Here is a 26,891-nt window from a genome sequence, read left to right as displayed (position 1 = left end):
GCGATCGTCACGGGCCTGTCGTCTCCCGGACCCGATCGGCGATCGTCGCGTAGACCCGCTCGACGAGCTCCCGGGGTGCGCCCATGAGGTTGTAGCCGTGGTCGACCCCGAGCAGGTCGAGATGCTCGACGAGAGCCCCTGCCGCCCGGAGACTTTCCGCGTACCGGACGCTCTCGTCGTGCAGGCGGTCGTACTCGCAGCTCACCACGAGGGCCGGGGCGATGCCCTCGATGCATTCGGCGTTGCCGCCCCAGGCCGGGGAGGCCAGGGGGTGATGCCTGGCCTGGGGGTCGGGAATGTAGGCGGTGTCGAACAGGTGGGTCATCGGGATCGAGATGATGCTCTTGCCGGCCGCCCGCTTCTGCTCGCCGGGGGTGGCGAGATCGAGGGGCGGATAGTGCAGCACCTGCAGCTGGATGTCAGGGCCGTGCTGGTCCAGGGCCTGCCGGGCGATGGCGGCGGCGATCGCGCCGCCCGCACTCTGGCCGCCCACCACGAGGTGGGTGCCGTCCCACGGGCGGCCCTCGTCGGCTGCCCAGACCGCCGCGTCGTAGCCCTGCTCGACGGGGATAGGGAAGGGGTGACGGGGTGCCACGTCGTAGTCGACGTTCAGCACCACCACACCGGCTTTCGCGGCGAGGTAGCGGCACAGCGCGTCGTCCTGCTCGGGATGACGGATGACGAACCCGCCACCGTGAAAGTTCAGGTAGACCGGAGCGCCCGCCACACCGGTGGGCGGGTGATAGACGGTGGCACCGATCTCGCCGTGCCGGGTCGGGATCCGGGTGCTCTCGGTCGTGGCCGGGATCTCCGCGAAGGCGATCTCGGCGGGCACGCGGGGGCCCGGCCCTCGCGACAGCAGACCCGTGATCGCCCGGGCCACCGTGGGATTCGTCAGGAACGGCATCAGTCGAAGGTCACCACGACCTTGTCCGCCGCCCCGGGTGTGCGGGCCAGCTCGAGGGCCTCCAGGGCCTGGCCGAACGGGAAGGTGTGGCTGATGATCTTCTCGTACTTCTCCACGTTGGCGATGATCGCGTCCGTCACCTCGAAGATCTCGCTCGGGTAGCCCATCGCGGTGCGGATGTCGAGCTCCGCGCCCAGGATCGCCCCGAAGTCCACCTCCACCGGCTTCTTGTGCACCGCCGGGATGGTCAGCACGGCGCGGTGTTTTGCGACCTTGAGCACCGTCTGGACGACAGCCCCGACCCCGGCGGCGTCGATGTAGACGTCTGTCCCGGCGAAACCGGGTCGGCCCAGGCCGTCGGTGGCCGGGCCGTGCAGCTCGATCAGGCGCTGCACCACGTCGTCCTCGGCCGAGTTGATCACCTCGTGCGCCCCGATCTGCCGGGCGATCTCGAGCCGGGAGGGCTGAATGTCCACCACCACCAGGTGGGCCACGCCCTGGGACAGCAGACTGATCGCGGCCCCGAGCCCGATCGGCCCGGCGCCGAACACGACGGCCTTGTCCCCGGGCTTCGCGCCGGAACGGTTGACGGCATGGTGCGCCACCGCCATGGGCTCGTTCAGGGCCGCCACCGTCCACGGGATCTCCGGCGGGATGACCCTCAGCTGCCGGCCCGGCACGTGGTCGCGGACCACGACGAACTCCGACAGGGCCCCCTGGGCGCCACCGGAGCCGAGCAGCCCGTCGGTGAACGCCATGGTGTCGATGACGACGTGGTCGCCGACCCGCACCCCCTCGGCCTGCTCGCCCACCTCGACCACCTCGGCCGCCGGTTCGTGGCCCAGCGGGGTCGCTCCCTGTCGCGGGGGAATGCCCCCGACCTGGGAGTACAGGGCGTCGGATCCACAGATGCCGCACGCCCGGATCCGCAGCAGAACGTCGTGGGGGCCGACCGGCGGCCGGTCGATCTCGACGAACTCGTTCGTACCCGGGCCGGTGACGCGGATGGACCTCATGAGGGCTTCCCTCTCTCGGGGAGAATACAGATGCCAGGCAATAACCTAACAGTGTTCGGAAACCCCGTGGGAGGATGATCCGTGAGCTCACGCCCACCGGGCCGGCCCCGGCAGACGACCCACGCCCAGATCCGGGCCCTGGCCCTGACCCTGTTCGAGGAGCACGGCTACGACCAGACCTCGCTGGCCGGGATCGCCCGGGCCGCCGGCATCAGCCGCACCACCCTCTTCTCCTACTTCCCGGCCAAGCGGGACCTGCTCTGGCAGGAGTTCGACGACCGCGCTACCCGCCTGCGCGCGTATCTGGCCGATGAGCCGCCGGGGTCGATGGTGGACGTCGTGGCCGGCTCGATCTGTGTCCTCGCCCAGTACCGGGCGGACGAACAGGAGCAGTTCACCCGCCGCCTGCGCATCATGGAGAGCTCCGAGGAGCTGCGGGCCTACACCACTCTGAGCACCACCGATCTCGCCGGCGAGATCGTCACGTTCGTGCTCGAGCGCGCCCCGCACGCCGGCGCCACCCTGATCAGCGACCTGACCCACGCCCTGATGGCGGTGGCGGCCCGCGCCACCCAGGAATGGGCCACCCACACCGACCCACCCGGCGACCTCGACGCCTACGTCGCCGACCGGCTGCGTCCTCTGGTCACCGCCCTGGGGCCGGGATTCCTCGGGACCTGACCCTCTCGTCCATCATTTAGCCTGTCACTAAGCCTATTTCACCGCCCCGGCCACCAGCCCGGCCACGTAGTACCGCTGGAGCAGCAGGTACAGCACGACGCAGGGGATGGCCGTCACCGCGACCCCGGCCTGCATGATGCCCCAGTTCAGCGCGCCGAGCTGGTTGGACGCGAGCACGGTCAGGGTGACCGGCAGGGTGAACTTGGCCTCGTCGGTCACCAGGACCAGGGCCGCGAAGAACTCGTTCCAGCAGGTGAAGAACGTGAACAAGGCGGTGCTGATCAGGCCGGGGATCGCGATGGGCAGCATCACCCGGTACAGGGCCGAGAGGTAGCCGCAGCCGTCGATCAGGGCCGCTTCTTCGATGCCGGCCGGGAGGGCGGCAAAGCTGTTGCGCATCAGGAAGATCCCGAACGGCAGCTGGAACGTGGTGTAGACCAGCACCAGACCGAGCAGGCTGTTGTTCAGGCCCAGGGTGTGCAGGATCGAGAACAGCGGGGTGATCACCGCCTGGAACGGGATCATGAAGGTGGCCAGGATCAGGAAGAACAACCCCCCGCTGCCGACAAACCGTAGGCGGGCGAAACCGTACCCGGCGAGCGTGGCGAACGACGGTCAGCAGGGTGGCACCGGCCGAGACCAGCACGCTGTTGCCGACATGGGTCCAGATGCTCACGGCCCCGGTGCTTCCCAGGGCCTGGTAGTTGTCCAGCGAGATCCCGTGCGGGTAAAGGGTGGGCGGGTTCTGCGTGGCCTCCGCCGAGCTCTTCAGCGACTGGCTCAGCATGATCCACAGGGGGTACAGCACGATCACGCTGACACACAGGCAGGCGGCCCACCAGGCAGCCCGGGGCAGACTCTGGCGCACGTCGGTGAGAGTTCTCATGAGAAGTCCGTCTTCCGCAGCAGGAGCATCTGGACGGCGCTCACCGCGCCCAGCACGATCATCAGCTGGGCCGAGCGACAGCGGCGGCAACTGCCACGAACCTCGTTGTCCTGACCGTTCTGCGCATGACGACTTCGCTTTCCGCCCGCGTCCGTCCTTGGCACAGCGGGCTGCCGGATTCAGCGATGATGGGAAAGAGCTCAGAGCAGGGGGAGCCACACTCGCATGGCGCCCGGACCACGGTTGGCCCAGGCATGGTACGGAATCATGGTGAAATCGATCTCCTGAACGGGTTTCACCGATGCACCGGAGGTGTAGAGCGCCGGCTCCGGGGCCTTCACCGCACCCGAGAGCCGCAGCCGGACCGGTGCGATGTCCCCGGCCCCGACCACGATGGCCGCGGCCGGGTCCAGGCGCACCTGCTCCACCAGCACGCCCTCGGGCAGGTCGGCCTGTTCCAGACAGAACACCAGCGGCCCGTAGGTGATGGCCGCGCAGCCGCGCACGGCATCCACCCGTTCGTCCGCCCGCACCGGCGTCGCCAGCAGGGGCAGGCTGATCCGCAGCTCCTGTCCGTCCGTCAGCGAGGTTCTCAGGTAGTGCCCGGCGACCGCGTCCACCGGCGTGTCACCGATCCGCGCCACTGCCCCACCGGCCCAGGACGGGATGCGCACACTCAGCTCACCGGAGCCGGCCGCGGTGACGACCAGCTCTCCGGCGTACGGGTAACCCGTCTCCACGGTCACCGAGAAGCCCTCAGTGGCGTAGGTTCCGGCGTGCAGGAGGTGCAGCTGAAGAGCCCGGTCGGCGCCGGTGGCCACGTACGCCTGCAACGAGGCCAGGAGCCGGGCGATGTTCGGCGGGCAGCAGGCACAGCGGTACCAGGGCAGGCGCTCGCTCGGCGAGTCCTCGTCCGAGCCCTCGTGCCCGGTGCGCAGTTGCAGCGGGTTGGAGTAGAAGAACGCCGTGCCGCTGTGCGAGGTCGAGGCGGCGATGGTGTTGTAGAGGGCGCGTTCCATCTCCTCGGCGTACTGCGCCTGCCCGGTGGCCAGCAGCATCCGCCAGCACCACTGGAAAGCTGCTATGGCCGCACAGGTCTCGGCGTAGGCGCGGTCGGGCGGCAGTTCGAACGGGTCACCGTACGCCTCGTCACGGTGCCGCGAGCCGTGCCCACCGGTGATGTACATCTTGGTGCCGAAGGCGCTGCGCCAGAGCCCTTCCATGGCCCGCAGCAGCGTCTCGTCACCGTTCTCCAGGTACACGTCGGTGGCTCCGGCCGCGAGGTACAGCTGCCGCACCGAGTGCCCGATCGCCTCGGTGTTCTCCCGCACCGGCAGATGGTCCTGGAGGTAGATCGATCCGAAATGCCCACGGGGCAAGGCATGACGCCCCCGGTGATCGATGTGCCGCTGCGCCGTGGTGAGGTAGTCCGCCTCCCCCGTCTCGCGGTACAGCTCGACCAGCGCGGTCTCCACCTCGGGATGCCCGTCGAGGATCGGGTTGCCCTGCCCGTCGTCCAGCGTCACCACCAGGTCGGCGACGCGCCGGGCGATACCCAGGAAACGGTCGTCACCACTGCCCCGGTGCAGGGCCACCGCCGCCTGGATCAGGTGCCCGGCCGTGTACAGCTCGTGCGTGCGCTCGGGCTGGGCGAAGCGCTCTTCCCCCTCCACGCCCTGCACGAACGTGTTCAGGTACCCGTCGTCGGCCTGCGCCTTCTCGAGCAGCCCGGCCAGGTCGACCAGCCAGTCGTTCCACCGGTCGGTGCCGGTGCGCCCGATCTCCCAGCCGATCGCCTCGAGGGTCTTGTACAGATCGGTGTCGGCGAACCAGAACCCGGCGAACTCCCCCGCCGGACCGTCCGCCCCGGCCTCGGCCAGACGACGGAAATTCTGCACGACACCGGAGGATTCGAGATGCGTGACGCAGTGCGCAATGGTCGCCACACCGTTGCGCCGCTGCCAGTCGCCGAGCATCGACGCCGGGTCCAGGGTCGCGCCCCGCAACGGCAGCGGGCTCAGAGCGGTCGGCCGGCGAGGTGCGGCCGGTCCCGGGGCCCGGAGATCGGTTTCGAGGCTCACGTGTCGCCCTCTCGTTCGCGGGCCGGCCCGGAGCCCGTCGCCCCACTGCCGGAAAACTGAGGAAACCGTTTGTCCGTGACATAACGTAAGTCGCTGGTTTAGACCGGTCAAGACCTCAAAAGCCACCGATTGATGGACGTCGGGGAACGGCGAGTTGCTAGGCAAACGGTTTCCTGCTTACCTGGTTCCTCTCATCCCTGTTCGTGATCATGCACAACCTCCCCGGGGGAGGTTGTGCATGATCACGAACAGGGGGTACGTCGACCAGGAACGGACCCCCGACGACCATGAGCGACACCGACCCCAGCTCTGTGCCCCCGACCAACCCCGCTTCCCCCCGCCGGGCCGGGATCGCCGATGTCGCCGCGCGGGCGGGAGTCTCGGTGGGCACCGCCTCCAAGGCGCTGAACGGGCGCGGCACCCTGAAGGAGGAGACCCGGGCCCGGGTGCGCGCCGCGGCCCAGGAGCTGGAGTTCGCCCCCAGCACGGTCGCGCGCAGCCTGCTGACCGGGCGCACGTTCACCGTCGGGATCATCACCTCCGACAGCTACGGCCGCTTCAGCATCCCGATCATGCGTGGGGCCGAGGACGCCCTGGGCCTGGGCGAGATGCTGGCCTTCCTGTGCGACAGCCGCGACGACCCGATTCGCGAACAGCATCACCTGCGGCGACTTCTGGAACGCCGGGTGGACGGCATCATCGTGGCCGGACGCCGCACCGACGCCCGGCCCCCGATCGGCACGCACCTGCCCGTGCCCGTGGTCTACGCCCTGGCCCCCAGCGCCGACGAGGGCGACATCAGCGTCACCAGCGACGAGGGCGGGGCGGCCCGGCTGGCCATCGAGCACCTGGTGCGCACCGGGCGCCGGCGCATCGCCCACATCACCGGGCCGCACTCGCACGCCTCGGCCCGCGAGCGCGCGTCGGCCACGATCGAAGCGCTCACGGACCATGGTCTGGAGCTGGTCGGTGAGCCGTGGTTCGGGGGCTGGACCGAGGCGTGGGGGCGGTTCGCGGTGACCCAGTTGCTACGCGCACACCCGGACGTCGACGGGGTGTTCTGCGGTGCCGATGTGATCGCGCGCGGGGCGACGGACGCGCTGCGCGAGTCCGGCGCCTCCCTGCCCCTTCAGGTCGGGGTGGTCGGGGTGGACAACTGGGGCGTGGTGGCCGAGGCGGCGCGCCCGCCGCTGACGACGGTGGACCTGGGCCTTCAGGAGATCGGGCGCCGCGCGGGCGAACTGCTGCTCGAGGCCATCGCCGGATCGCCGGCGCCGGGCCAGCACGTGGTGGCGGGCCATCTGGTGGTCCGCGAGAGCTGACCGTTCACCGCACATCACCGGCGATCGCCACTTTTCCGGCACGGACCGCCATCTCTCAGCGGACTTTCATCGCTGCTGAGGTGAAGATGGCATCTCGGGCGCGCTACCGGCCCGTGATCGCCAAGGAGGGCGCGTGGTCGTGGCCAGGCTGGTTGAGGTGCGTCCGCTGGTGACGCTGGACGAGGACGGCACCGGCCGGGTCGAGGTGCACGTGACGATCGGGCGCACGCCCGGCAGCGCCGGGCCGCTGAAGGTTCGCCTCGCAGTCAGCGACCCGCTCGGTGACCCGGGAGACCGGGGCTCCACGACGTCCGTCATTGATGCCGGCGACACCACCGCGACCCTCGCCCTCACCGTGCCGGACGCCCCCGTGTGGTGGCCGGTGGGCTACGGGGAGCAACCACTGGCCACCTTGGTGGTCACTCTCGCCGCTCAGAACGAGCACGACGAGCCCAACGAGCACGACGAACTAGACCGGTACCAGCGACGGATCGGGTTCCGCTCGGTGCGGGTCCAGGAGCCGGTGGACGCGGACGGTGAGGTTTGCGGGCTCACGGTCAACGGACGCGCGGTGTTCGTCAAAGGGGTCGTCTGGTCTCCGGGAGCCACGCTGCCCCAGCGTCTTACCCGGCGCGATCGGGATGCGGTGGTAGGCCGGGTGGTCGCGGCCAACGTCAACCTGCTGCGGATCCGGGGCCAGGGGCGCGGGGAGAGTCGCGAGTTCTACGAGGCGTGCGACGAGCAGGGGGTGCTGGTGTGGCAGGACACGCCCCGGCCCGACCCGCACCCCTCGCTGGTGGTGTGCGGCAGCCGGCACACGCCGGTGGGTGAGGTGCCCGGCCCGGAGAGCTCCGGAGACCGGCAGGTTGATCGGCACGCTGATCGGCACGCTGATCGGCAGTGGGAGAGCCAGCTCCGGCAGGCACGGGCCACGATGTTCGCCGTTGACCAGGCCCGCGCCCGGGTGCCCCGCCCGGGTGGCTGTGTGATCGGGCCGGCCGGTGATGCCCCGGGCACGTCCTGGGCCCTGGTGGACGGCGAGAACCGGCCGCTCCCGGCCTGGTTCGCGTTGCGCCGGGCCTACGCGCCGCGCCTGCTGAGTCTGCGGCCGGATGGCGCCGGGGGCCTGCGGGTGGCGGTGGTCAACGACAGCGACGAACCGTTCCGGGGCCATCTCACTCTGCGCCGGATCACGTTCGGCGGGGCGGTGCTGGCCGGTGCGTCGGTGGCCCACGACGTGGCGGCCTGGTCGACCCAGGTGCTGACGGTGCCACGGGTGCTGGCCACCCCCGGCGACCCGGTCGGCGAGACCCTGGTGGCTGAGGCCGGAAACCTCCGCGCCACGCACCTTTTCGCCCGGGACCGGGATCTTTCCTATGCGCCCGCGCCGGTGCTCACGTCGGCCCGGCGAACCCGGGACGGCTACGCGGTGACCGTGACCGCTCAGTCGTTCACCCGGGACGTCACGCTGCTGGCCGGTCGTGCCCACCCGGACGCGGCCGCCGACGAGGCGCTGGTCTCGCTCCTCGCCGGCGAGTCGCACACGTTCCGGGTCCGGACGCCGGAGCCGGTTGCGCTCTCGAGCCTGACCGGCCCGCCGGTAGTACGCAGCGCGAACGAGGTCAGGCGCGCGTCGTCAGGGTCGCCCGGGTCGCCAGACGGGAGGCGACCTCTTCGAGCACCTTCACCTCTCCCCGGTACGGACCGGAGGGGCGCGGCCAGTGGCTGATCACGTCGGTGAAGCCGAGTTCGCCGGCCCGGCCGGTGATCTCCTCGTAGAGGTCGGCGCTGGACAGTGAGAACGGCACGTCGGGGCGGGAGCCCGGCGCGTCGAGCATGAGGTAGCGGGGGAAGGTCGCCCCCTCGCGACCGGCCAGGGCCAGGGCCTCGTCCAGGAGCTTCTGCTGACCGGCCAGCCCGGTGTACCACTCCTCGAGGGTCGTGGCGGCCGGGCCGAGTGTCATCCAGCCGTCGCCGGCCCGGGCCGCGTACCGCACGCTGCGCGGGCCGTTGGCCGAGATCACCACGGGCAGGTCCGGCACCGGCGGGAGGGTGCGCGCGTCGTCGGTGGAGAACCAGCGGCCCCGCTCGGTGACGTGGTCCTCGCTGCGCAGGCGCAGCAGCTGACCGGTGAACTCCTGGAACCGGTCGACGCGCTCCTTCGTGGTCATCGGGGCCTGGCCGAGCACGCGCGAGTCGAGGTCACCGCCGGTGCCGACGCCCAGCACGAACCGGCCGCCGGAGATGTCGTGCACGGCCTGGGCCTCGCGCAGCAGGGCGAAGGGGTGGCGGAAGTTCGGCGCGCACACCGCCGTGCCGAGCCGGATGCGGGAGGTGAGGGTGGCCGCGGCGGTGAGGGTCGGGATGCCCCCCAGCCAGGGTGAGTCCGGCAGGCCGCCCCAGATCAGGTGGTCGTAGGTCCAGGCGTGGTCGAACCCCATCTCTTCCGTCGCGGCCCACATCGGGCGTGACTGCGCCCATGGCTGGTCGGTGAGAATGGTGACGCCGTGCTTCACGGTGCTCCTTCTTGATCAGACGTCCTCGTGGTCGGCCCAGGCTATCGGCTCTCGCGAAAATCCCTGATGGTCAGCCCAAACCGGGTGCGCAGCCGATGATGCCGGGAACCGCTCGACGAGAAAGGGGCATATCGGGAGCTTAAGGCCGTTGACTTCCCGTTAGGTGGCTGCCTGTAATGGGGTGCGTACGGCCACGGGAGGATGAGCCCACATGCACGACGACGTCGCCTGCATCATTGCCGAGATCCGCCGTTTGGCAATGGATTTCCCTGGCGAGAGCACACCGCCGACGGTTGCCGGGCGCAGCGGCTGGTTCAGTGGATTGCACTCCGGCGTGGCAGCCGCGACCGTGCTGCGCCTGACCACCCCCGCGCGCCACGCCCTGGCCCTGAGCGCCCAGGGATACTCCGCCAGCCAGATCGCCCGCCTGACCGCCACCACCTCGGGGGTGGCCGCGCAGCGGGTGCGCCGGGCCCGCGAGGAACTGGGTGTCAGCGAGCGGTTCGGCGTGCTGTCATGACCGTCACGGCGTCGCAGCTCGACGACACCCGGCGCATGTTCGCGCAGCTGCGCTGCCTGGCCGGTGCCACGAGCGATCCGGAGGCGAAACGGCATCTGCAGCAGAAGGCGTCCTTGCTGCTGGAGGGCCTGTCCCCGTCCGGGCTGTCCTCCTCGTCGACCAGCCGGCCCCGGCGTAGCCGGGTCGTCTATCCCCAGCACCTGACCGGGCGGGAGGTCGACGTGCTGGCCGTGGTCGGGGTGGGCGCCACCAACAGCGAGGCGGCCGAGCGCCTGGGGGTGACCACCGAGACGGTCAAGGGCTATCTGCGCACCGCGATGCACAAACTCCAGGCGACGAACCGGTACAGCGCCGTTCAGTCGGCACGTCAGCAGCGCTTCATCCCGTGAGCAGACCCGTGGCCGCCACGACGGCGACCGTCGTGATCCGCGTCCACCATTCTGGGTGATCAGCGCCGGGCATATTCGGCGAAAACCACTCCGGACTCGAACGGGCGCCAGCCGATCCGTTCGAAACGCGTTGGAAGGTAGGGAATCCCACCGAACAGCGGGATACCCGCGCCGAGCACGACCGGGTTGATCTTCAGCACGAGCCGGTCGATCTGGTCGATCAGGGCACCGGCCAGGGTGCCTCCGCCGGCCAGCCAGATGCCGGAGCCCCGCTCCTGCTTCAGTTCCGCGATCCGGCCGGCGGGATCGGCTGTGAGTTCGATACTCCCCGGGACCGGCCGGGGCTGCCGGGAGGCGACGACCTGCCGCAGGTGCGCGTACGGGCTGTCGATCCCGGCCTCCCGGGCGGGTGTGTAGGTGCCCCAGCCCATGAAGACCGTGTCGAACCGCGAGGTGTCGGCGTGGGCTCCCAGCGCCTCGTGCACGTGGCTGGGCAGGGTGTCGGCGTACTCGCGGACGATGGCCTCCAGGTGGTCGCCCTCGGCCGGGAAGGCGCTCCAGTCCCCGTCGGGGGCGGCGATCCGGCCGTCGAGACTCGTTGCCACGTAGTAGGTCAGCTCCCGCATGACGCCCGAGCCTAACGCCTGGCCCCGTGCGGGGGTGGCGAACGTTCGTGGTCACCGCATGGGCTGCACCGGGGTCTTCTCCGGTTCTTCCTGCTCGGCGGGCCGGCGGGACAGTTCGCCCGGCCACCAGAACCAGCGCCCGAGCAGGGTGACCAGGGCCGGGACCAGCACGCTGCGCACCAGCAGGGTGTCGAGCAGCACGCCGAACCCGACGATCACGCCGATCTGGGTGAGGGTGATCAGGGGCAGCACCCCGAGCACCGCGAACACCGCCGCGAGCAGGATGCCGGCGCTGGTGATCACCCCTCCGGTCACCGCCAGGGCTAGCGAGATCGGGCCACGGGCCACGTCTTCCGGCGATTTCGCGGCTTCCTCCCGGGCCCTGGTGGTGAGGAAGATGTTGTAGTCGACGCCCAGGGCCACCAGGAACAGGAAGGCCATGAGGGGCACGATCAGGTCGAGCGCGGGGAAGCCGAACCAGCGGTCGAACGCGAACCAGGCGGCGCCCATCGCGGCGGCGTAGGTGGCCACCACGGTCAGCACCAGCAGCACCGCCGCGACCAGGGAGCGCAGCAGGACCAGCAGCACGGCCAGCACGACGAGCAGCACCAGCGGGATGACGATGCGGCGGTCGCGGTCGGCGATCCGGTCGGCGTCCAGGGCCTGGGCGTCGGAGCCACCCACCAGTGCCTGCGGATCGATCCCGTCCACGGTGGTGCGGATCCGCTCGATCGTGCCGAACGCGGCGTCGGAGGCCGGGGCCGCGTCGAGCACCACGTCGATGACGGTGCGGTCGGCGGTGGCGGAGGTGCTCTGCTCGGGCCGGGCCGAGCGCACCCCGTCGAGGTCCGCGAGCGCGGTCTGCGCCTTCTCGGCGGCGTCCCGGGCGACCACCACGATCGTGGGCTGGGACGATCCGGCGGGGAAGTGCTCGCCCAGGGTCTCCTGGCCGGTGACCGACTCCGGGGTGGCCCGGAACTGCTCGGTCTGTGAGAGGCCGGTGCGCAGGCCGACCAGGGGGATCATCAGGACGGCGAGCAGGACCAGGCTCGCGGAACCCACCAGCACGGGACGCCGGGTGACGCCCTCGGCCACGCGCCACCAGAACCCGGAGCGCTCGGCCACCTCCTGCCCGGCTCGCGGCACGAACGGCCAGAACAGTCGCCGGCCGGGCACGGTCATGGCGGCGGGCAGCACGAGCAGGGCGTACAGGACGGCGGTGACGATGCCGAGCGCGCCGCCCAGGCCGATGTTGCGGCTGGAAGGGCTCTGCGCGAAGCCCAGGCACAGCAGCGCGAGTACGACCGTGCCGGAGCTGGCCAGGATCGCCGGGGCGGCCCGGTCGACGGCGATCCGCATGGCCTCGTAGCGGTTCTCGTGACGCCGCAGCTCCTCGCGGTAACGGGCGATGAGCAGCAGGGCGTAGTTCGTGCCGGCGCCGAACACCAGCACCGAGGTGATGCCGACCGAGGCGCCGTCGGTGGTGAACGGCAGCACCTTCGTGCCGATGGCCACGACGGAGACGGCCACCTGATCGGCGACCCCGACCACGATCAGGGGCACCAGCCACAGCCAGGGGCTGCGGTAGGTCAGGAGCAGGAGCACGGCGACGACCAGGGCGGTGACCATCAGCAGCCGGGTGTCGGCGCCGTCGAACACTCCGGCCAGGTCGACGGTGAAGGCCGGGCCGCCGGTCACCTGGGCGCGCAGGCCGCCGGTCAGCTCCTGGCCCAGGTAGGTGCGCATGTCGCCGACCGTCGCGACCAGTTCGTCGTTGGAGGCCCGGGCCGACAGCGGCACCCCGACGATCGCGGCCGCCCCGTCGTCGGAGTACTGCTGGAACACCGACGAACCCTCGACGGCGTAGCGCTGGAGACTCTTGACCAGGGTCTCGACCGTAGCGCGGTCGTCGTCGGTGAGCTTCGGGCCCCCCTGGCCGGTGCGATCGATCACCACGATCGCGGGGACGATCTCGCTGCCCCCGAGGTCGTCGCGCACCTGCTCGGCCTGCCGGGACTCGGCGCTGGTGGGCACGTTGGCCACCCCGGCGTCCGACTCCTGCGCGGTGATCGGCAGGGCGAGGGCGAGACCGGAGAACACCACGGCGACGAGTACGACCAGCCAGCTCAGTCGCGGGCCCACCAGATGCGGCAATCGGCGCTTAGTTCCACCGTCGAATAGTTCCACAGTCGAAAGAGTAGAATGATGACGTGCAGGACCACAATTCGACACACGCCGAGGCCACCCCCCGTTCCCCCGCCCACGGCGACCGGAGGCCGGAGGCGGTGCGGGCCGTGCGGGCGATGGCGGCGTTCGCGACCGAGTCGGAGATGTACCTCGCCGCGACCGGGCGCGACGAGGCCCTGCACCGCACCGACCTCAACGGCCTGCGCGTGGTGATGTCGGCCGGTGACGAGCCCGTCACCCCGCGGCGGCTGAGCGAGGCGCTGCAACTGAGCGCCCCGGCGACCTCGGCCATGCTCGACCGGCTGGAACGACTGGGCCACGTGACGCGGCGCCCACATCCGCACGACCGGCGCTCGATCGTGGTGGTCGCCACCGATCACGCCCACACCGTGGGAGCGTCGATGTTCGGACGCGTCGGAGCCCGGATGGCACCGGTCCTGGCCTCCCGGAGCGCCGGCGAACTGGCTGTGATCGCACAGTTTCTCGAAGACGCGTCAGCGGCCACCGGAGCGGCCCGGGCCGATATCCACACCGAGTCCTGACCCGCGGCCAACTACACGCTGGGTCACGGAAGCTCACAGAAACAGCCTGAAAGTTGTTGATCCCGGCCCGGATTCCGGACCCCTTCGGTGAACTCCAGTTGCAACTATTACACTCCGGCATGTCACGGCGGACATGGTTCACACCTGATCGTCCTTTTCTCTTGCCCGGAGGGCTCGTTGGTCCAGACCGTCGTCGGGGACACCGTTGTGCACGGTGCGGCCCCGGGGCTGATCCCGCCCGGACAGCCGGGGGTGCAGGCCGCCTCCGTGCTCGCGCTGGGCCGGGCGATCCTGATCGCCCGGATGTCCACCGCTGTCGTCTATGCAGCTGTCTCGGTGCTTCTCAGCGGCGCCGACACCGATTCCCTGATGCGTTACGCCGTCCCGTTCGTGATCATCGCCGTCGTCACGATCATCGAACTGCGCGCCCTGCCGCGGGTCTCGTCCGGACCCCCGCGGGTGCTCCTGGTTCTCGGCGACAGCGCGGTCGCACTCGTGATCTTCCTGCTGTGGACGGCCGACCCGGTCTACGTGATCTTCCAGGTCGGGGCCGCGGCCCTGGCCGGGGCACTGCTCGGGCTGAACGGCACCCCGCTGTGGATCGGTCAGGCCGTCCAGGCCGGCGTCACCTGCTGGGTGGTGCTGGCCGACAAGGTCGCCCCGCTGCCCACCACGGTGCTGCTCGTCACCGCTCCCGCCCTGATCGTGGCCGCGGGGGCCACGGCGGTCACCCTGAGCCAGCTCGTCCGGGACCGGCTCAACCACGACCTGGACCCGGCACAGCCCGCCCACGTCGTGCACGACCGCGCCACCCGCACCCTGCGCGCGGTCTCCCTGGCCGCGCTCGGCGCCCGCGCGTCTCTCGCCGACGCCCTGGCCGGCCGCCTCACCCAGGACACGATGATCGCCCTGGAACAGGCCCGCCGGCCGGTCGGCGGGGTACGTTTCGACTACCCGGGCAAGGAGTTCGCCGACGCCCTGGCCCTGCTGTGCCAGGAGTGGGACGACACGGCCCACCTGAACCTGCGCACCGACCTGCGGCCGGTCTGGCTACGGATCCCGGTGCGCCACCAGCTCGCCCTGATCGTCGACGACGCGCTGGCCAATGTCGCCGATCACGCCCGCTCCAGCCGCGCCCAGGTGGAGATCACCGAACGGAAGCAGGTCGTGACGCTCATCGTCAAGGACAACGGCCAGGGGTTCACCGTCCCGACCGACCCCGCCCAGCTGCGGGGCGGGGAGTACGCGGGAATCTGCCGGATGATCTCGCGCTCCTCCTACCTGGGCGCCGATCTGACCATCACCACCGCGCCGTACTCCGGCACCGAGATCAAGGTCCGGATGTCGCTATGAGAACGAAGCTCAAGGCCCCCGTCAGCCGGACCTTCACCGCGCTGCCCACCTCGTGGCTGTGGCCGGCCGGGCCGCCGATCTGGCAGATCTCGACGCTCGGTGCCGCCGTGGCGCTGACCTCTGTGGCCGTACCGGCCCTGCCCACGGTGCTGCCCGACAAGCCCGCCCCGGCGCACACCCAGGCCGCCCCGGTGACCGACGACAGCGGCCGGATCGAGGGCACGGTGTCCGGAGGGAACGGTTCCGCGGGTTCCCCCGGTACCGACCCGGCCTCCGTGCCCACCGTCACCGCGGTGACCCCGTCGCAGACGTCAGGGGCGACCCCGTCGCAGGACCCCCGGGCCACCCCGACCGCCACGCCGACCGCCGGACCGGCCGCCACCGGCGTCCCCACACCGACCGCGACCGACGGCACCCCGGCGACCACACCGCCCCTCATCGACGACCCCGCCACCGACCCGGCCACCCAGCCGGTCACCCTCGCCGCGTCCGACCCGGGCAACCAGCGGTTCCTGGCCAGCAGCACCGGCTGCCCGACCTGCGCCTCGGGCAGCCGGGTCATCGGCATCGGGCTGCTCGCCACGCTCACCGTGCCCGTCGAGGTGGACACAGCCGGCAGCCGGCAGCTGACCATCGCGTACGAGACCCTCCGAGAGCGCGACCTGTACGTGAGCGTCAACGGCGGCTCGTCGCAGAAGATCACCGTGGCGGGCACCGGCGGCTGGGAGACCCCGGGCTGGACCAGCGTCACGGTCGAGCTGAAGCCGGGAAAGAACCAGATCAAGTTCCACAACCCGCTCGGCCTGGCCCCTGACCTGGACCAGATCACGCTGAGCTGAACCCCGCCCGGGATGCGCACGTGATGCAGGACAGGTGCAGGGCTGCACCGGTCCTGCATCCCCTCCCCCGGAGGCAGCACGTTGGTCCAGCGCACCCTCCCCGCCCGGCCCGGGATCGTCCGCACCGGCCGTCCCGGTGCCCAGGCCGCGGCGGCCCTCACCCTGGCCCGCGCGGTCCTGGTCCTGCGGCTGGTCGGCTGCCTGATGGCGGCCCTGACCGGGCTGGCCGTCCACGGCCCGCAGACCTGGGCCCGGTTCCTGCTCCCCCTGGCCCTGGTCCTGGCCATCACGCTGGTCCAGGAGCGGGTGCTGGACCGGCTGGGGCCCGGCCGGCCCCGCGTCGCCCTGATCGCCGCCGACACCGTGATCGGACTGGGCGTCCTGCTCCTGGGCATCGGCGACCCGGTCTGCCTGATCTACCAGGTCGGCACCTCCGCCCTGGCCGGCGCCCTGCTGGGCCGGATGGCCATGCCGGTCTGGGTCGGGCAGGCCCTGCTCGCGGCCGCCACCGAAGGGGTCGTGCTCGGCGAGAGCGCCACCTCACCGGCCGGGGTGGCTTTCGTGCTGGTCGTGCCCACCCTGGTGTTCCTGGCTGGTGCCGCGGCCTCCGGCGCCACCGGCCGGCTGCTCGCCCGGCTCCAGGAGGAACTCGAGCAGGACGACGCCCCGGCGGCCGATCGGGTCCGGAGCCTGCTGCGCTCGGCCTCGCTCTCGGTGGTGCGGGCCGGGAGCCGGCCCGTCCTCGCCGACCGGCTCGCCCAGGTCCTCGTCGACGACGCCTCGACCGCCCGGCAACTGGCGCGCACGCCGGTGCGGGGGCTGCGCTTCGACGACCCCCGGACGGACTTCGCCGATCTGGTCGGCCGGATGTCGCGGGAATGGGCGACCGGCCGGCCGATCCGGGTGCGCACCGAACTCGCCCCGCTCGCGCCCTCCCCGCCCGTGCGTCACGCCCTGGCGGTGATCCTCGACGAGGCCCTGGAGAACGTCCTGCGCCACGCCCACGCCACCCGGGCCGGCCTGGAACTGCGCGGACAGGGACAGCACGTGGAACTGACCATCCAGGACAACGGCCGGGGGTTCACCGTCCCCAGCCACGACGAGGTCCTGAACACCGGCCGCTACGAGGGACTGAGGCTCATGACCGCCCACGCGACCGGGATCGGCGCGACGCTGACCGTCACGTCCGAGCTGTACTCCGGCACCACGATCAGCGTACGGCTGCCGGCATGAGCGCCACCTCCCGCCGTTCCCTGGTCGCCTCGCCCACCACCTCGTTGTGGCCCTCCGGGCGCCCGGTCTGGCTGATCAGCCTCATCGGTCTGTCCGGAGGCCTGGCCGCGCTGGCCGTGCCGTTCCTGCCGCCGGTGCTCGCCGAGGCCGGGTCACCCCCGGCCACGCCCTCCGCCGTCAGGGCACAGGCCCCCACGAACGAGCCCAGCGTCCCGGCGGCGATGACGCAGACGACCGAGGCCACCCGGGCGACCGAGGCCGCCGAGGCCGCCAAGGCCGCCGGGACGTCCCGGGCCGCCGCGAGCACACCACCGGCCCCCTCGGCGTCCACCACCCAGCCGGCCGCTTCGTCCACCACTACCGCAGGTGCCCCGAGAACCGCCGCGCCCGAACGGACAACCTCGACCAGCACGCCACCGTCCCCGACGTTCGCCCCGGTGACCATCAACGCCACCGACGGCGGTAACACCCGCACCGACGTCCAGGCCGTGGCCTGCCCCACGTGTGCGGCGGGCAGCCGCATCGCCTACCTGGCCGGGGCCGCCGGTCTCACCGTGCCGGTGACCGGGGTGGCGGTCGCGGGCACCCGCACCCTGACGATCCTCTACGAGAGCGACGGCCCCCGCGACCTGTACGTCAGCGTGAACGGCGGCGCCGACCAGCACCTGGCCGGCCTGCCCGGGCGGGGCGACTGGGAGACCCCGGCCGGCACCACGCTGCGCATCAACCTGAAGAAGGGCAGCAACACCCTCCTGTTCCACAACCCCGTCGGCCCGGCACCGGACCTGGACCAGTTCAGCATCAGGTGACGAACCGCCGTCACGGACCGCACCACCGTTCGGCGCCCACCTCCGGAATCACCCGGATCGGCATAACCAGGCTCCGGCAGGCACCCCGCCCCGGTGAGAACCCGCGCCGGCGGGCACCCCACTCTCCCCGGCGATCTATGCCCGAACGAGGCGCGAGCTTCGTGTACACACGGTCCACCTGGTACCGGGTGTACCGGATGTACCAGGTGTACACAACGCACGGCTTTCGCTCCGGGCCCTGGGGCTTCCGCGATGTACTCCGCAAGCTCGGCGGATGAGCCGGAACAGCATTCCGGTAAACTTCGCGGTCACCTCTGTCCGGTCTTCCTGGGAGTACCACCGCATGTCCGAGCCAGCCGCGCCCGAGCCTGCATCACCCGGGCCGACATCACCCGGGCCGACATCACCCGGGCCGCCGCACATGGGCACAGCACCGTCTCGACGGGTGCGCGCCGATGCGCAGCGCAATGTCGATCTCCTGCTGGAGGCGGCCACGGCGGTATTCGCCGAGTCGGGGGTGGACGCACCGGTGCGGGAGATCGCTGTCCGGGCCGGTGTCGGGGTCGGCACGCTCTACCGGCACTTCCCGCAGCGTTCCGACCTGATCGTGGCGGTCTTCAAGACCGAGGTGGACGCCTGCGCGCAGGTCGCGCCGGTGCTGGCGACCGAGCACGATCCGCTCGAGGCCTTGATCCGCTGGCTGATGCGCTTCACCCGGTTCATCATCACCAAGCGGGGCCTGGCCGGTGCCCTGCAGTCCGGTGACCCGGCGTTCGAGCAGCTGCCCGGCTACTTCGACACCCGTTTCTCCCCCGTCCTCGGCCGTCTGCTGTACGCCGCCGAGGAGGCCGGTGAGATCAACGCGGCCGACGTGGAGCCCATCGACCTGCTGCGGGCCGTCGCGAACCTGTCACTGCCCTCCGCCGAAGACCCGGACCACACGCTGCGCATGGTCCGGCTCCTGATCGACGGGCTGCGGTTCAACGCCCGCGAGTCCCGGTCCTCAGGACTGCCTGGTCTTCAGGGCTAGGGCAGCAGCCGGAACCCGGCTCGGTCGACGGAGGCCGAGGTCGCCGACAGCACCACCGCGCCGGTACCGGCCTCCCGGTCCAGCCCGAGCCAGCTACGGAACCCCCCGGTGCCCCCGTTGTGCCAGGTCACGGCCCGGCCCTTGTGCTCCTGCGTCATCCAGGCGGCCCCGATCATCACGCCGCCGCCACCGAACCGGGCCACCGGATCCAGTGCCGAGTGCCCCACGGCCCGCTCCTCCAGCAGCGCCTTCGCCAGGTCGGCGAGGTCGCCCACGCTCGAGCGCACTCCCGCCGCCGGCGCCAGCGCCTCACCGGTCCAGACCTGGCGGGGCCGGCCCCGCCGGTCACGCCCGGTCAGCGACATGGCCCGCAGCTCCACCGGCAACGACGGCGCGTACCAGGACTTCAGCCCGAGCCGCCCGGCCAGGCGATCGGCCACCAGCTCCGGATAGGTGGTGCCCGCCGCGCCCGCCAGCGCGTGGCCGAGCAACTCGAAGGCGAAGGGGGAGGACCGCGGCCGGGACGGTCCGGGAATGGTCCGCCGGGCCTGGGCCAGCAGCTCATCGAGCGTATCGCCGTACGGATTCTCGCCCCGGACACGGTATTTCAGCAACCGCCGCAGCGACGAGGGGATGCTCGGCAGCCCGGAACGGTGCTGGCTGATCGCGCCCAGCCCGATCCCGGCCACCGGGCCGTCGTCCAGCGGCAGCAGCTCGCCGAGTGCCGTGTCGGCCCGCACCACCTGCCGCTCGACCGCGTCGCGGTACAGCAGACCGGTGATTCCCTGACTGATGGAACCGATCTCGAAGTCGGCCTCGGGCGCGCAGCCCCAGCCCGCCGTCACCACACCGCTACGCGTCACGGTCGCCACCGCGGCCACCGGGTGCCGCGCGCCCAGCAGGCCCTGCGCCCTCTCGGCCAGCGCCGGGTCCCCCCAGAAGGTGTTCACGAATGCGCCCCCAGCAGTCGATCGCCGCCGTACCGGCGGTGCACGGCCTGCTTGGTCACGCCGAGGGCCTGCGCGATCTGCGCCCAGGTCACCCCGTCGTGGCGGGCGCGACACACCAGCGTGGCCTGGCGCTGCTCGAGGCCCCGGGCCAGCTCGGCCGTGGCACTCAGGGCGCTCAGCGGGTCGGGGGCCTGGGCGTCACGCGCCAGGTCGACGAGATGGGCACTGTCCATCCGTCAATGCTTGTTGACGCCGGTGGACCTGTCAACGCACATTGACGCTGCAGAGGCCGGTGAGCACGATGAGGCAGTTGGTTGCCGGAAGAGCGCCCCACACCCCTCGTGATCACGGCAAGAACTGAGGGGGTAGGTAAATCGCTGGCACATCGAATCCGCGGCACTCAATGATGTGTCCCGATGTCCAGCCCCGTCTTCCAGCCCCTGCGCCACCGTGCCTTCCGGCGGGTGTGGTTCGGGGAGACGGTTTCGGTCGTCGGTGATCTGAGCTTCGAGACCGCCTTCATCTGGCTGGTGCTGGAGACCACCGGGTCGCCGTCGACGCTCGCGGTCGTGCTGCTGGCCCAGGCCGTGCCCCGAGGGCTGCTCCTGCTGCTGGGTGGCGCGGTGACCGACCGGCTCTCACCGCGCACCGTGATGCTGGCCTCGCACCTGGTGCGGGGTTGCGCGGTGGGGCTTCTCGCGGTCCTGCTCGCCGCCGGTCCGGCACATCTGACGTATCTCGTGGCGCTGGGCGTGGTCACCGGTGTGGCCGAGGCCTTCTTCTGGCCGGCGTCCGACAGCCTGCTGCCCAGCCTCCTGCCCGAACCGCTCCTGCCCCGGGGCAACGCCCTCACCGGTCTCGGCGAGCAGATCGCCCGCCTGCTGGGGCCGGTGCTGGGTGGTGTGCTGGTCGCCTCGGCCGGGCCGGCCTGGGCCTGCGCGATCAACGCGGTGAGCTTCTTCGTCGCGGCGGCCACCGTCGCCGGAGCACCCCGGACCGCCACCCCAGAACTGCCCCGGAGCAGCGTTTTCCCACAGATCGCCGAGGGCCTGCGTCACGCCCGGCGCAGCAAACCGCTGCGCACGGCCCTGCTGCTGATCAGCGCCGCCACCCTGACCTACAGCGGCCTGTTCTCGGTCGGGCTGCCGGCCCTGGCACAGACCTACCCCGACGGCCCGATCGTCCTGGGACTGCTGCTGTCCGCCTGGGGCCTGGGGCAGCTCGTGGGCACGCTGGCCGCCGCCGTCACCGGGCTCCCGCAGCGCTGGGGGCTGCTGATCGTCGGCATGAGCCTGCTCGAGGGAGCAGCCTTCCTGACCATCGGGATCACCACCAGCGTCCAGGTCGCCGTGCCCGTGCTCGCGCTGCTCGGGGCCGGCGTCGCCTACTCCAGCGACGTCGCCCTGCCCACGATCATCCAGACCCGCACACCGGTGGACGTCCTGGGCCGGGTCAGCAGCGTCATGAACCTCCCGCGGGTGGTGCTCGAACCGGTCTCGATCGCCGTGCTCGGGGTCCTGCTCAGCCGCAGCCTGCCCTGGGGTTTCGCGATCGCGGCGCTGCCCGTGCTCGCCGTCGGGGCCCGGCTGGCGCTGGACCCCGACGTGCGCTCGCTGAGCACCCAGAAATAGCTCGGAACAGCTCGGAACAGCTCAGAACAGAGTGTGCACCAGGTCCACCACGCGCTCGTCCTCGTCGATCACCGGGATCACGCGCCACTTGTCGAGCGTGGTGCACGGGTGCGAGATGCCCACGTGCACCAGGTCTCCCGGCCCGAGGTCGAAGCCGGCGGGCAGGGACAGGAAGGCGTGCTGGTCGTTGAGCGCCGTGACGGTCAGGCCCGGCGCCGCCACCCGGCGCCCGTCGCGGTGCAGCACCTCCCGCGGGATCGGCAGCCCCTCGTCGAACCCGGCGTCACGGCGACCCAGCAGCAGCAGGGCCAGGTCCGGCTCCGGGCGCGAGAGCACCGGCACCCACAACGACAGAGCCGGGCGCAGCGCCGGCCCGTCGGCCCCCCGGTCGTGCGGGGTCACGCAGGCGTAGTAGCCGTCGTCGTGAACGGCGTAGGCACCGCTGCGCAGCACCACCACCGGATCACCGGGACCCACCGAACCCTTCAGCGTCGCAGCCACCACGTCCGGGAAGGCACTGCCACCGGCCGTCACCACGTAACCGTCCGGCAGGAGCCCCTTCCCGTACAGCGTGGCCCCCAGCGACGCCAGTTCCTGCGCCCACTGCGCGACCCGCGCGTTCTCCTCCGGCAGCCCGTGATGGCCCAGCGTGCCCTCGTACCCGCTGACCCCGGCCACCCGCAGCTGAGGCCGGGCAGCCGCCGCCTGCGCCACCTCCAGCGCCACCGCCACCGACCGGGCCCCGGTGCGCCCACCCGGATGCCCCAGCTCCACGAAGACGTTCACCGACCCACCGGCGCGCGCCAGCTCGTCCGCCAGGAAACCGACCCCCTCGACGGAGTCGACGTTCACCCACACCTGCGCATCCGCCACCCCGGCCAGCCAGGCGATCGAGGCCCGGTCGGCGAGCTGGTTCGCCACGATGAACCGGCGCACCCCGTGGGCGTGATACGCCTGCAACTGCGCCACGCTCGCCACGGTGATCGCCCACGCCCCGGCGGCGATCTGCTGGTGCGCGATCTCGGGCGACATGTAGGTCTTGCCGTGCGGGGCCAGTTCGACACCCTGCGCCGCACACCAGGTCGCCATGGCCGCGATGTTCCCCGCCAGGGCCGCACGCTCCAGCACCGCCAGCGGGAAACTGAAATCACCGCCGTGCAGGGCAATCGGCGCCGCCCGCAGCGAGCGCGCGCTCACCTCGCCCCGCGCCGCCAGAGGCCCCCAGCCCTTCTCCGTCGGTGCGACCGGAAGATCCTCCAGAGTGCTCACCGCATGATCTCCCCTCGCCGCAGGGCCCGGCCGCACGTCGCGCCCGTGAGTTGCCCGTTCTCCAGCACGATCTCGCCGTTCACCAAGACCGTGTCGACGCCCCGGGCCAGGTTCAGCGGCTGCTCGTAGGTCGCGGTGTCGGCCAGCGCGGGCACGTCGATCACCGCGATGTCGGCCGCGTAACCCTCCCGGATCTGCCCGCGCCCGGCCAGGCCGAAGCGCTCGCAGGCCCGGGCGGACAGGTGCACGGCGGCCTGGCCCCAGGTCCAGTCGCCCAGGTCGCGGGTATGACGGGCCAGCATCCGGGCGAACGCCCCGCGCCCGCGCGGGTGCGGGTGGCCGCCGATCAGGATGCCGTCCGAGCTGCCCATCTGCTCGGGCTGTTTCAGCAGGGTACGGATGTCGTCGGGGGTGTTCGCGGCGGGCTGGCGCACCACGCAGCCGACGGCCAGGTCGCAGGCGAGCACCAGGTCGCAGACCAGGTCGCCGACCTCCCGGCCGGCCCGGTCGGCCGCCTCGGTCAGCGAGAGCCCCTCGGCCCAGTTCCATGACGGTGCGGGCACGTGCGAGAGGGTGACACGGGGGAAGAGATCGGCCAGGCCGGGGAACCAGTCGGCCCGCAGCTGCTCGCGCACCGCGGGCGAGCGCAGCCGGGCCAGGGTCTGTGAAGGAGCCGCGTCCTGCAGGGAACGAGGCAGGGCCAGCATCGCCAGGATGGTGTTGCCGCGGCGGTAGGGATAGGTGTCGTAGGTCAGGTCGACGCCCAGGTCGTGGGCCCGGGCGACCTCGGGCAGCAGCAGTGAGGCCGGCCCGTGGAAGTGCGAGACGTGCGAGCGCACCCCGGACTGCGCACCGATCGCGAGGAACTCGGCCATCCCGGCCGGGGCGTCCTGCTCGTAGCCGCGGATGTGCGAGACGTGGACCCCGCCGGCCTCCCGCACCACCTGGCACAACCGCATGAGCTCAGGGATCCCGGCCAGGCCGCCGGGCACGTACTCCAGACCGGTGGACAGTCCCACGGCCCCCGCCGCCAGCCCGCTCTCCAGGAGGGTGACCTCGCGGGCCAGGTCCTCGTCCTCCTTTCCCGCTGGGCCCGGAGGGCTCGCACCGAACCCGCGCACCGACGCCCGCAGGGTGCCTCCGGGCACCAGGTAGGCCACGTTCAGGGCGCCGCGCCGGTCGTAGTGGTCCAGCAGCTCCGCCACCGTGAACCCCCGCCCGAACGGCCCGTTGACCGCCGCGAAGTACAGGGAGGTCTCGGTCGCGACCGCACCGGCCGTGGGGGCCATCGAGACGCCGTCCTGGCCGATGATCACCGTGGTGACCCCCTGCCGCAGGCAGGCGAGCTCCAGGTCGGGCGTGCCGACCAGCGTCTCGGCGTGTGAGTGGGCGTCCACGAGGCCGGGCAGCAACAGGCGACCACTGACGTCCACCAGCCGCCGGGCCTCGACCGGACCCGCTGATCCGACCGACACGATCCGGCCGTCGAGCACACCGACGTCAGCTCTCCGGGGCTCGGCCCCGGTACCGTCGGCGATCCGACCACCTGTCAGCAGCACGTCCAGCACAGGCCGCAGTCAAGCACACGGCGAAGTTCACCCTGATGGCCGGCCACGACTGCGCCGACGCGGTGATCAATGTGTCGATTCCGTTATCGCGTCGCCACGCGCAGTAATATCTTTCGTCATGAGCCAAGTCCTGCCGCCGATCGTCACCCAGTGGCTGGAGCGGATCAGCAATCGCGATGCGATCGGTGCCGCCGAGTGCTTCACCGAAGACGCCGTCTATTACTACGCGATGCCGCATCCGCCGGTGCAGGGGCGTGACCACATCCGGGGCATGTTCTCCGGCCAGGCCACCATGTACAAACGCATCAGCTGGGAGGTCACCGAGTCCGCGGTGGACGGTGACCGGGTCTGGGTGGAGCGTCTCGACCGGTTCTTCACCCATGACGACCGGGAGATCTTCATCGAGTGCGTCGGGGTGATCGAGCTCGAGGACGGGCTGATCAGCCAGGTGCGCGACTACGTGGACCTGCACACCTGGGAGGAACGCAACAAGTAACGCAACGAGTAAGGACGCCCGTCACGACGGTAGGGCGGGCAGGAACCGGGACGGCACCCGATCGGTGAGCCAGACGCCGTTGGCCGCGCGGTAGTAGGGGTGACCGCTCTCGTGGGCCGCGAGGGCGAGCACCCGCAGGACCACCGGGCGGCCCCGGCGCGCGCCCACCGTTCGGGCGGTCTGCTCATCGGCCGACAGGTGCACCAGCCGGCGGCCCATCGGCAGCAGTCCCCCGGCGGCGATCAGGTCGAGGGCGCCCGGGTGGGTGCCGTGGAACAGGATCTCCGGCGGCACCCGGGGCTCCAGGTGCAGGTCCACATCGATCGAGTGCCCCTGGGCCGCCCGGATCCGGCCGTCTTCCAGCTGGAAGCGCTGCTTGTCCGAGGCCGCGACCAGCGCCTCCAGGTCGAGCCGCGTCAGCACCCGCCCGTGTGAGGCCAGGGCCTGCCGCAGCTCGCCGACGTCGGCCCAGCCCGCCGGGTCCAGGTGCAACCCGATCACCTCCGGACGGTGCCTCAGCACGTAGCTGAGGAAGCGACTGTGGTTCACCCGGCCACCAGGTGCTCGACGACGTCGGCGGGCAGGTCGTCGCGTTCCGGACGCCACGCCGCCCAGTACGGCACCTCCGGCAGGTCGCGGACAGGAACGGCGGCCACTGCCTCGGGCGGCAGCACGCAGCCGTTCACCACGGCGGCCCCCAGACCCAGGGCCACGAAATGGGTCATCAGGTCCCAGCCGTCCACCTCCGCCGCCACCGTGACGTCGACCCCGGCATCGAGCAGGGCCCGGTCCAGGCGCCGTCGGTGCGGTCGCTCGGCCGGTGGCAGCACCAGGGGTTGCGCCGCCAGGTCGCGCACCGTCACCGTGGTCCGGGCCGCCAGACGATGACCGGCAGGCACCATGAGAACCTGCGGATAGCGGGCGATCTCGCTCCGGGCGAAGCCACCCGGCGGCGGGTCCCCGGCGAACACGGCGACATCCGCCCGGCCGGAGCGCACGTCACGCAGGCTGCCTTCCCGGTTCTGGGTGCGTACCTGCAGGGTCCGGCGGCCGCCCACGATGCGCCGCATCCCCGGGCCGATCACCCAGCGGAACGCGCCCTGCCCGGCCGCGATCGTCACCGAGGTCGGCCGGCCCTGTATCTCGGCGACGAAATCGTTCATGCGGCGGGTGTTCTCGGCGGCAAAACGGGCCAGGTTCAGACCCGCCGGAGTCAGGCGCAGCCCTCTGCCCTCCCGCTCGTACAGCTCCACGCCGAGCGTGCGCCCGAGCTTGCGGATCTTGGCGTGCAGCGATGGCTGGGCGATGTGCAGCTCCGCGGCCGCGGCCGTGAGATTGAGGTGCCGGGCGAACACCGCGAAGGCCCGCAGCCCGTCCGAGTCCATATCTCAACTATAGCCTGCACCTATTTCCAGGCCACGAACGAATAGTTCCGCCCTAGCCTCGCCGGTTCCAGGCTGGGGATCATGCACAGACAACATCAGCCCCGGCTCGGCATCGACATCGGCCGGGTCATCATCGACGGATCGGCCCACCCCGGCGGCGGCGACACCGCCTTCTTCAGCGGGACCGAGCAGATCATGCTCGCCACCCCCGAGATGGCCGGCGCCTTCGCGGCGATCGCCCGCCTGACCGAGCTTTTCGAGGGACGGGCCTGGCTCGTCTCCAAGTGCGGCGAGCGCGTGCAGCAGCGCAGCCGGCGCTGGCTGGCCGCCCACGACTTCCACGCCCGCACCGGCATCCCGCCCGAGCACCTACGGTTCTGCCGGGAACGCCGCGACAAGCGCATCCACTGCCTCGACCTGGGCCTGACCCACGTCGTCGACGACCGCCCCGACGTGCACGCCGCCATCGCCGACGTCGTGCCCCACCGCTACCTCTTCGGCCCCCAGCGCCCGTGCGTCTCCGGCGACGCGACCCGGGTGGCGAACTGGGCCGAGACCGAGGCCGCCATCACCCGGCAACTCCGGGGAGGTTCTGCATGATCACAAAAAATCTTTGGTCGTGATCATGCAAAACCTCCCCCGTGTTCTAGAACTG

At 71.5% G+C, this 26,891-nt stretch carries 26 protein-coding genes and 1 pseudogene; 14 read left to right on the top strand and 13 right to left on the bottom strand.

Going from position 1 to position 26,891, the window contains the following annotated elements:
- Window positions 1-7: 7 nt before the first annotated feature.
- Window positions 8-907 (bottom strand): alpha/beta hydrolase, encoded by a 900-nt coding sequence (locus QSK05_RS26065; RefSeq protein WP_285599965.1) that lies wholly within the window; start codon window positions 905-907, stop codon window positions 8-10.
- Window positions 907-1,923 (bottom strand): zinc-dependent alcohol dehydrogenase, encoded by a 1,017-nt coding sequence (locus tag QSK05_RS26060; protein WP_285599964.1) that lies wholly within the window; start codon window positions 1,921-1,923, stop codon window positions 907-909. The genes QSK05_RS26065 and QSK05_RS26060 overlap by 1 nt, the downstream gene beginning before the upstream one ends.
- 81 nt (window positions 1,924-2,004) lie before the next feature.
- Between QSK05_RS26060 and QSK05_RS26055 the strand changes: the two genes are divergently transcribed.
- Window positions 2,005-2,604, top strand: coding sequence for a TetR/AcrR family transcriptional regulator (locus QSK05_RS26055; RefSeq protein ID WP_285599963.1), 600 nt, complete (start codon window positions 2,005-2,007; stop codon window positions 2,602-2,604).
- 33 nt (window positions 2,605-2,637) lie between these two features.
- On the opposite strand, the pseudogene QSK05_RS36680 reads toward QSK05_RS26055, so the two are convergent.
- Window positions 2,638-3,490: pseudogene (locus tag QSK05_RS36680) on the bottom strand (carbohydrate ABC transporter permease).
- Window positions 3,491-3,690: 200 nt separating this feature from the next.
- The gene (locus QSK05_RS26045) at window positions 3,691-5,571 is read right to left on the bottom strand and encodes a glycoside hydrolase family 127 protein (protein ID WP_285599962.1); all 1,881 of its coding nucleotides are present in this window, start codon (window positions 5,569-5,571) and stop codon (window positions 3,691-3,693) included.
- Between the two features lie 287 nt (window positions 5,572-5,858).
- On the opposite strand from QSK05_RS26045, the gene QSK05_RS26040 reads away from it, so the two are divergent.
- Window positions 5,859-6,893, top strand: a complete 1,035-nt coding sequence (locus QSK05_RS26040; RefSeq protein WP_285599961.1) for a LacI family DNA-binding transcriptional regulator — start codon at window positions 5,859-5,861, stop codon at window positions 6,891-6,893.
- A 139-nt stretch (window positions 6,894-7,032) separates the two neighbouring features.
- The gene (locus tag QSK05_RS26035; RefSeq protein WP_285599960.1) at window positions 7,033-8,622 is read left to right on the top strand and encodes a glycoside hydrolase family 2 protein; all 1,590 of its coding nucleotides are present in this window, start codon (window positions 7,033-7,035) and stop codon (window positions 8,620-8,622) included.
- Here the strand turns inward: QSK05_RS26035 and QSK05_RS26030 are convergent.
- Entirely contained in the window at window positions 8,516-9,409 is an 894-nt protein-coding gene (locus tag QSK05_RS26030) for an LLM class flavin-dependent oxidoreductase (RefSeq protein WP_285599959.1), read from the bottom strand. The genes QSK05_RS26035 and QSK05_RS26030 overlap by 107 nt on opposite strands.
- Window positions 9,410-9,620: 211 nt before the next feature.
- Between QSK05_RS26030 and QSK05_RS26025 the strand changes: the two genes are divergently transcribed.
- Both QSK05_RS26025 and QSK05_RS26020 read left to right on the top strand, forming a co-directional pair.
- The gene (locus QSK05_RS26025; protein WP_285599958.1) at window positions 9,621-9,929 is read left to right on the top strand and encodes a hypothetical protein; all 309 of its coding nucleotides are present in this window, start codon (window positions 9,621-9,623) and stop codon (window positions 9,927-9,929) included.
- Window positions 9,926-10,318, top strand: coding sequence for a response regulator transcription factor (locus QSK05_RS26020; RefSeq protein WP_285599957.1), 393 nt, complete (start codon window positions 9,926-9,928; stop codon window positions 10,316-10,318). The genes QSK05_RS26025 and QSK05_RS26020 overlap by 4 nt, the downstream gene beginning before the upstream one ends.
- Window positions 10,319-10,377: 59 nt before the next feature.
- Here the strand turns inward: QSK05_RS26020 and QSK05_RS26015 are convergent, their stop codons facing one another.
- Together QSK05_RS26015 and QSK05_RS26010 are read right to left on the bottom strand one after the other, a co-directional pair.
- On the bottom strand, window positions 10,378-10,944 hold the full coding sequence (locus tag QSK05_RS26015; protein WP_285599956.1) for a dihydrofolate reductase family protein: 567 nt from the start codon (window positions 10,942-10,944) through the stop codon (window positions 10,378-10,380).
- Between the two features lie 51 nt (window positions 10,945-10,995).
- A complete protein-coding gene (locus QSK05_RS26010; protein ID WP_285599955.1) occupies window positions 10,996-13,131 on the bottom strand; it encodes an MMPL family transporter in 2,136 nt (711 codons plus the stop codon).
- A gap of 23 nt (window positions 13,132-13,154) precedes the next feature.
- On the opposite strand from QSK05_RS26010, the gene QSK05_RS26005 reads away from it, so the two are divergent.
- The 6 genes from QSK05_RS26005 (at window position 13,155) to QSK05_RS25980 (ending at window position 18,937) form a co-directional block, all read left to right on the top strand.
- On the top strand, window positions 13,155-13,673 hold the full coding sequence (locus QSK05_RS26005) for a MarR family winged helix-turn-helix transcriptional regulator (RefSeq protein WP_285599954.1): 519 nt from the start codon (window positions 13,155-13,157) through the stop codon (window positions 13,671-13,673).
- 177 nt (window positions 13,674-13,850) lie between these two features.
- Window positions 13,851-15,026: a sensor histidine kinase gene (locus QSK05_RS26000; protein WP_285599953.1), complete on the top strand. Its 1,176-nt coding sequence runs from the start codon at window positions 13,851-13,853 to the stop codon at window positions 15,024-15,026.
- Window positions 15,023-15,865, top strand: coding sequence for a carbohydrate-binding protein (locus tag QSK05_RS25995; protein ID WP_285599952.1), 843 nt, complete (start codon window positions 15,023-15,025; stop codon window positions 15,863-15,865). The genes QSK05_RS26000 and QSK05_RS25995 overlap by 4 nt, the downstream gene beginning before the upstream one ends.
- An 81-nt stretch (window positions 15,866-15,946) precedes the next feature.
- Window positions 15,947-17,098, top strand: coding sequence for a sensor histidine kinase (locus QSK05_RS25990; protein ID WP_285599951.1), 1,152 nt, complete (start codon window positions 15,947-15,949; stop codon window positions 17,096-17,098).
- Window positions 17,095-17,907: a hypothetical protein gene (locus tag QSK05_RS25985; protein ID WP_285599950.1), complete on the top strand. Its 813-nt coding sequence runs from the start codon at window positions 17,095-17,097 to the stop codon at window positions 17,905-17,907. Before QSK05_RS25990 ends, QSK05_RS25985 begins: the two co-directional genes overlap by 4 nt.
- A 421-nt stretch (window positions 17,908-18,328) precedes the next feature.
- The gene (locus tag QSK05_RS25980) at window positions 18,329-18,937 is read left to right on the top strand and encodes a TetR/AcrR family transcriptional regulator (protein ID WP_352302627.1); all 609 of its coding nucleotides are present in this window, start codon (window positions 18,329-18,331) and stop codon (window positions 18,935-18,937) included.
- On the opposite strand, the gene QSK05_RS25975 is transcribed toward QSK05_RS25980, so the two are convergent.
- Together QSK05_RS25975 and QSK05_RS25970 are read right to left on the bottom strand one after the other, a co-directional pair.
- Window positions 18,934-19,887: a serine hydrolase domain-containing protein gene (locus tag QSK05_RS25975; RefSeq protein WP_285599948.1), complete on the bottom strand. Its 954-nt coding sequence runs from the start codon at window positions 19,885-19,887 to the stop codon at window positions 18,934-18,936. The two genes, QSK05_RS25980 and QSK05_RS25975, sit on opposite strands and share 4 nt — an antisense overlap.
- The gene (locus QSK05_RS25970) at window positions 19,884-20,120 is read right to left on the bottom strand and encodes a helix-turn-helix domain-containing protein (protein WP_285599947.1); all 237 of its coding nucleotides are present in this window, start codon (window positions 20,118-20,120) and stop codon (window positions 19,884-19,886) included. Before QSK05_RS25970 ends, QSK05_RS25975 begins: the two co-directional genes overlap by 4 nt.
- Before the next feature lie 183 nt (window positions 20,121-20,303).
- Between QSK05_RS25970 and QSK05_RS25965 the strand changes: the two genes are divergently transcribed.
- Window positions 20,304-21,518 carry an MFS transporter gene (locus QSK05_RS25965; RefSeq protein ID WP_285599946.1) on the top strand — a complete coding sequence of 405 codons (1,215 nt, stop codon included), beginning with the start codon at window positions 20,304-20,306 and terminating at the stop codon, window positions 21,516-21,518.
- Between the two features lie 21 nt (window positions 21,519-21,539).
- Here the strand turns inward: QSK05_RS25965 and QSK05_RS25960 are convergent, their stop codons facing one another.
- Together QSK05_RS25960 and QSK05_RS25955 are read right to left on the bottom strand one after the other, a co-directional pair.
- Window positions 21,540-22,787, bottom strand: a complete 1,248-nt coding sequence (locus tag QSK05_RS25960) for an alanine racemase (RefSeq protein ID WP_285599945.1) — start codon at window positions 22,785-22,787, stop codon at window positions 21,540-21,542.
- Complete coding sequence (locus QSK05_RS25955) at window positions 22,784-24,355, bottom strand: N-acyl-D-amino-acid deacylase family protein (RefSeq protein WP_285599944.1); 1,572 nt, start codon at window positions 24,353-24,355, stop codon at window positions 22,784-22,786. Before QSK05_RS25955 ends, QSK05_RS25960 begins: the two co-directional genes overlap by 4 nt.
- 118 nt (window positions 24,356-24,473) lie before the next feature.
- Here QSK05_RS25955 and QSK05_RS25950 point away from each other — a divergent pair, with 118 nt between their 5' ends.
- On the top strand, window positions 24,474-24,851 hold the full coding sequence (locus tag QSK05_RS25950) for a nuclear transport factor 2 family protein (RefSeq protein WP_285599943.1): 378 nt from the start codon (window positions 24,474-24,476) through the stop codon (window positions 24,849-24,851).
- A 21-nt stretch (window positions 24,852-24,872) separates the two neighbouring features.
- On the opposite strand, the gene QSK05_RS25945 is transcribed toward QSK05_RS25950, so the two are convergent.
- Both QSK05_RS25945 and QSK05_RS25940 read right to left on the bottom strand, forming a co-directional pair.
- Window positions 24,873-25,400, bottom strand: a complete 528-nt coding sequence (locus QSK05_RS25945; RefSeq protein ID WP_285599942.1) for an RNA 2'-phosphotransferase — start codon at window positions 25,398-25,400, stop codon at window positions 24,873-24,875.
- The gene (locus QSK05_RS25940; RefSeq protein WP_285599941.1) at window positions 25,397-26,236 is read right to left on the bottom strand and encodes a LysR family transcriptional regulator; all 840 of its coding nucleotides are present in this window, start codon (window positions 26,234-26,236) and stop codon (window positions 25,397-25,399) included. Before QSK05_RS25940 ends, QSK05_RS25945 begins: the two co-directional genes overlap by 4 nt.
- A gap of 81 nt (window positions 26,237-26,317) precedes the next feature.
- On the opposite strand from QSK05_RS25940, the gene QSK05_RS25935 reads away from it, so the two are divergent.
- Window positions 26,318-26,836 carry a hypothetical protein gene (locus QSK05_RS25935; protein ID WP_285599940.1) on the top strand — a complete coding sequence of 173 codons (519 nt, stop codon included), beginning with the start codon at window positions 26,318-26,320 and terminating at the stop codon, window positions 26,834-26,836.
- Window positions 26,837-26,891: the final 55 nt, after the last annotated feature.

The sequence above is a fragment of the Kineosporia sp. NBRC 101731 genome, assembly GCF_030269305.1.
Lineage (GTDB): Bacteria > Actinomycetota > Actinomycetes > Actinomycetales > Kineosporiaceae > Kineosporia.
The sequence above is the reverse complement of the archived record's forward strand: the minus strand, read 5'-3'. Positions and strand labels throughout refer to the sequence as shown.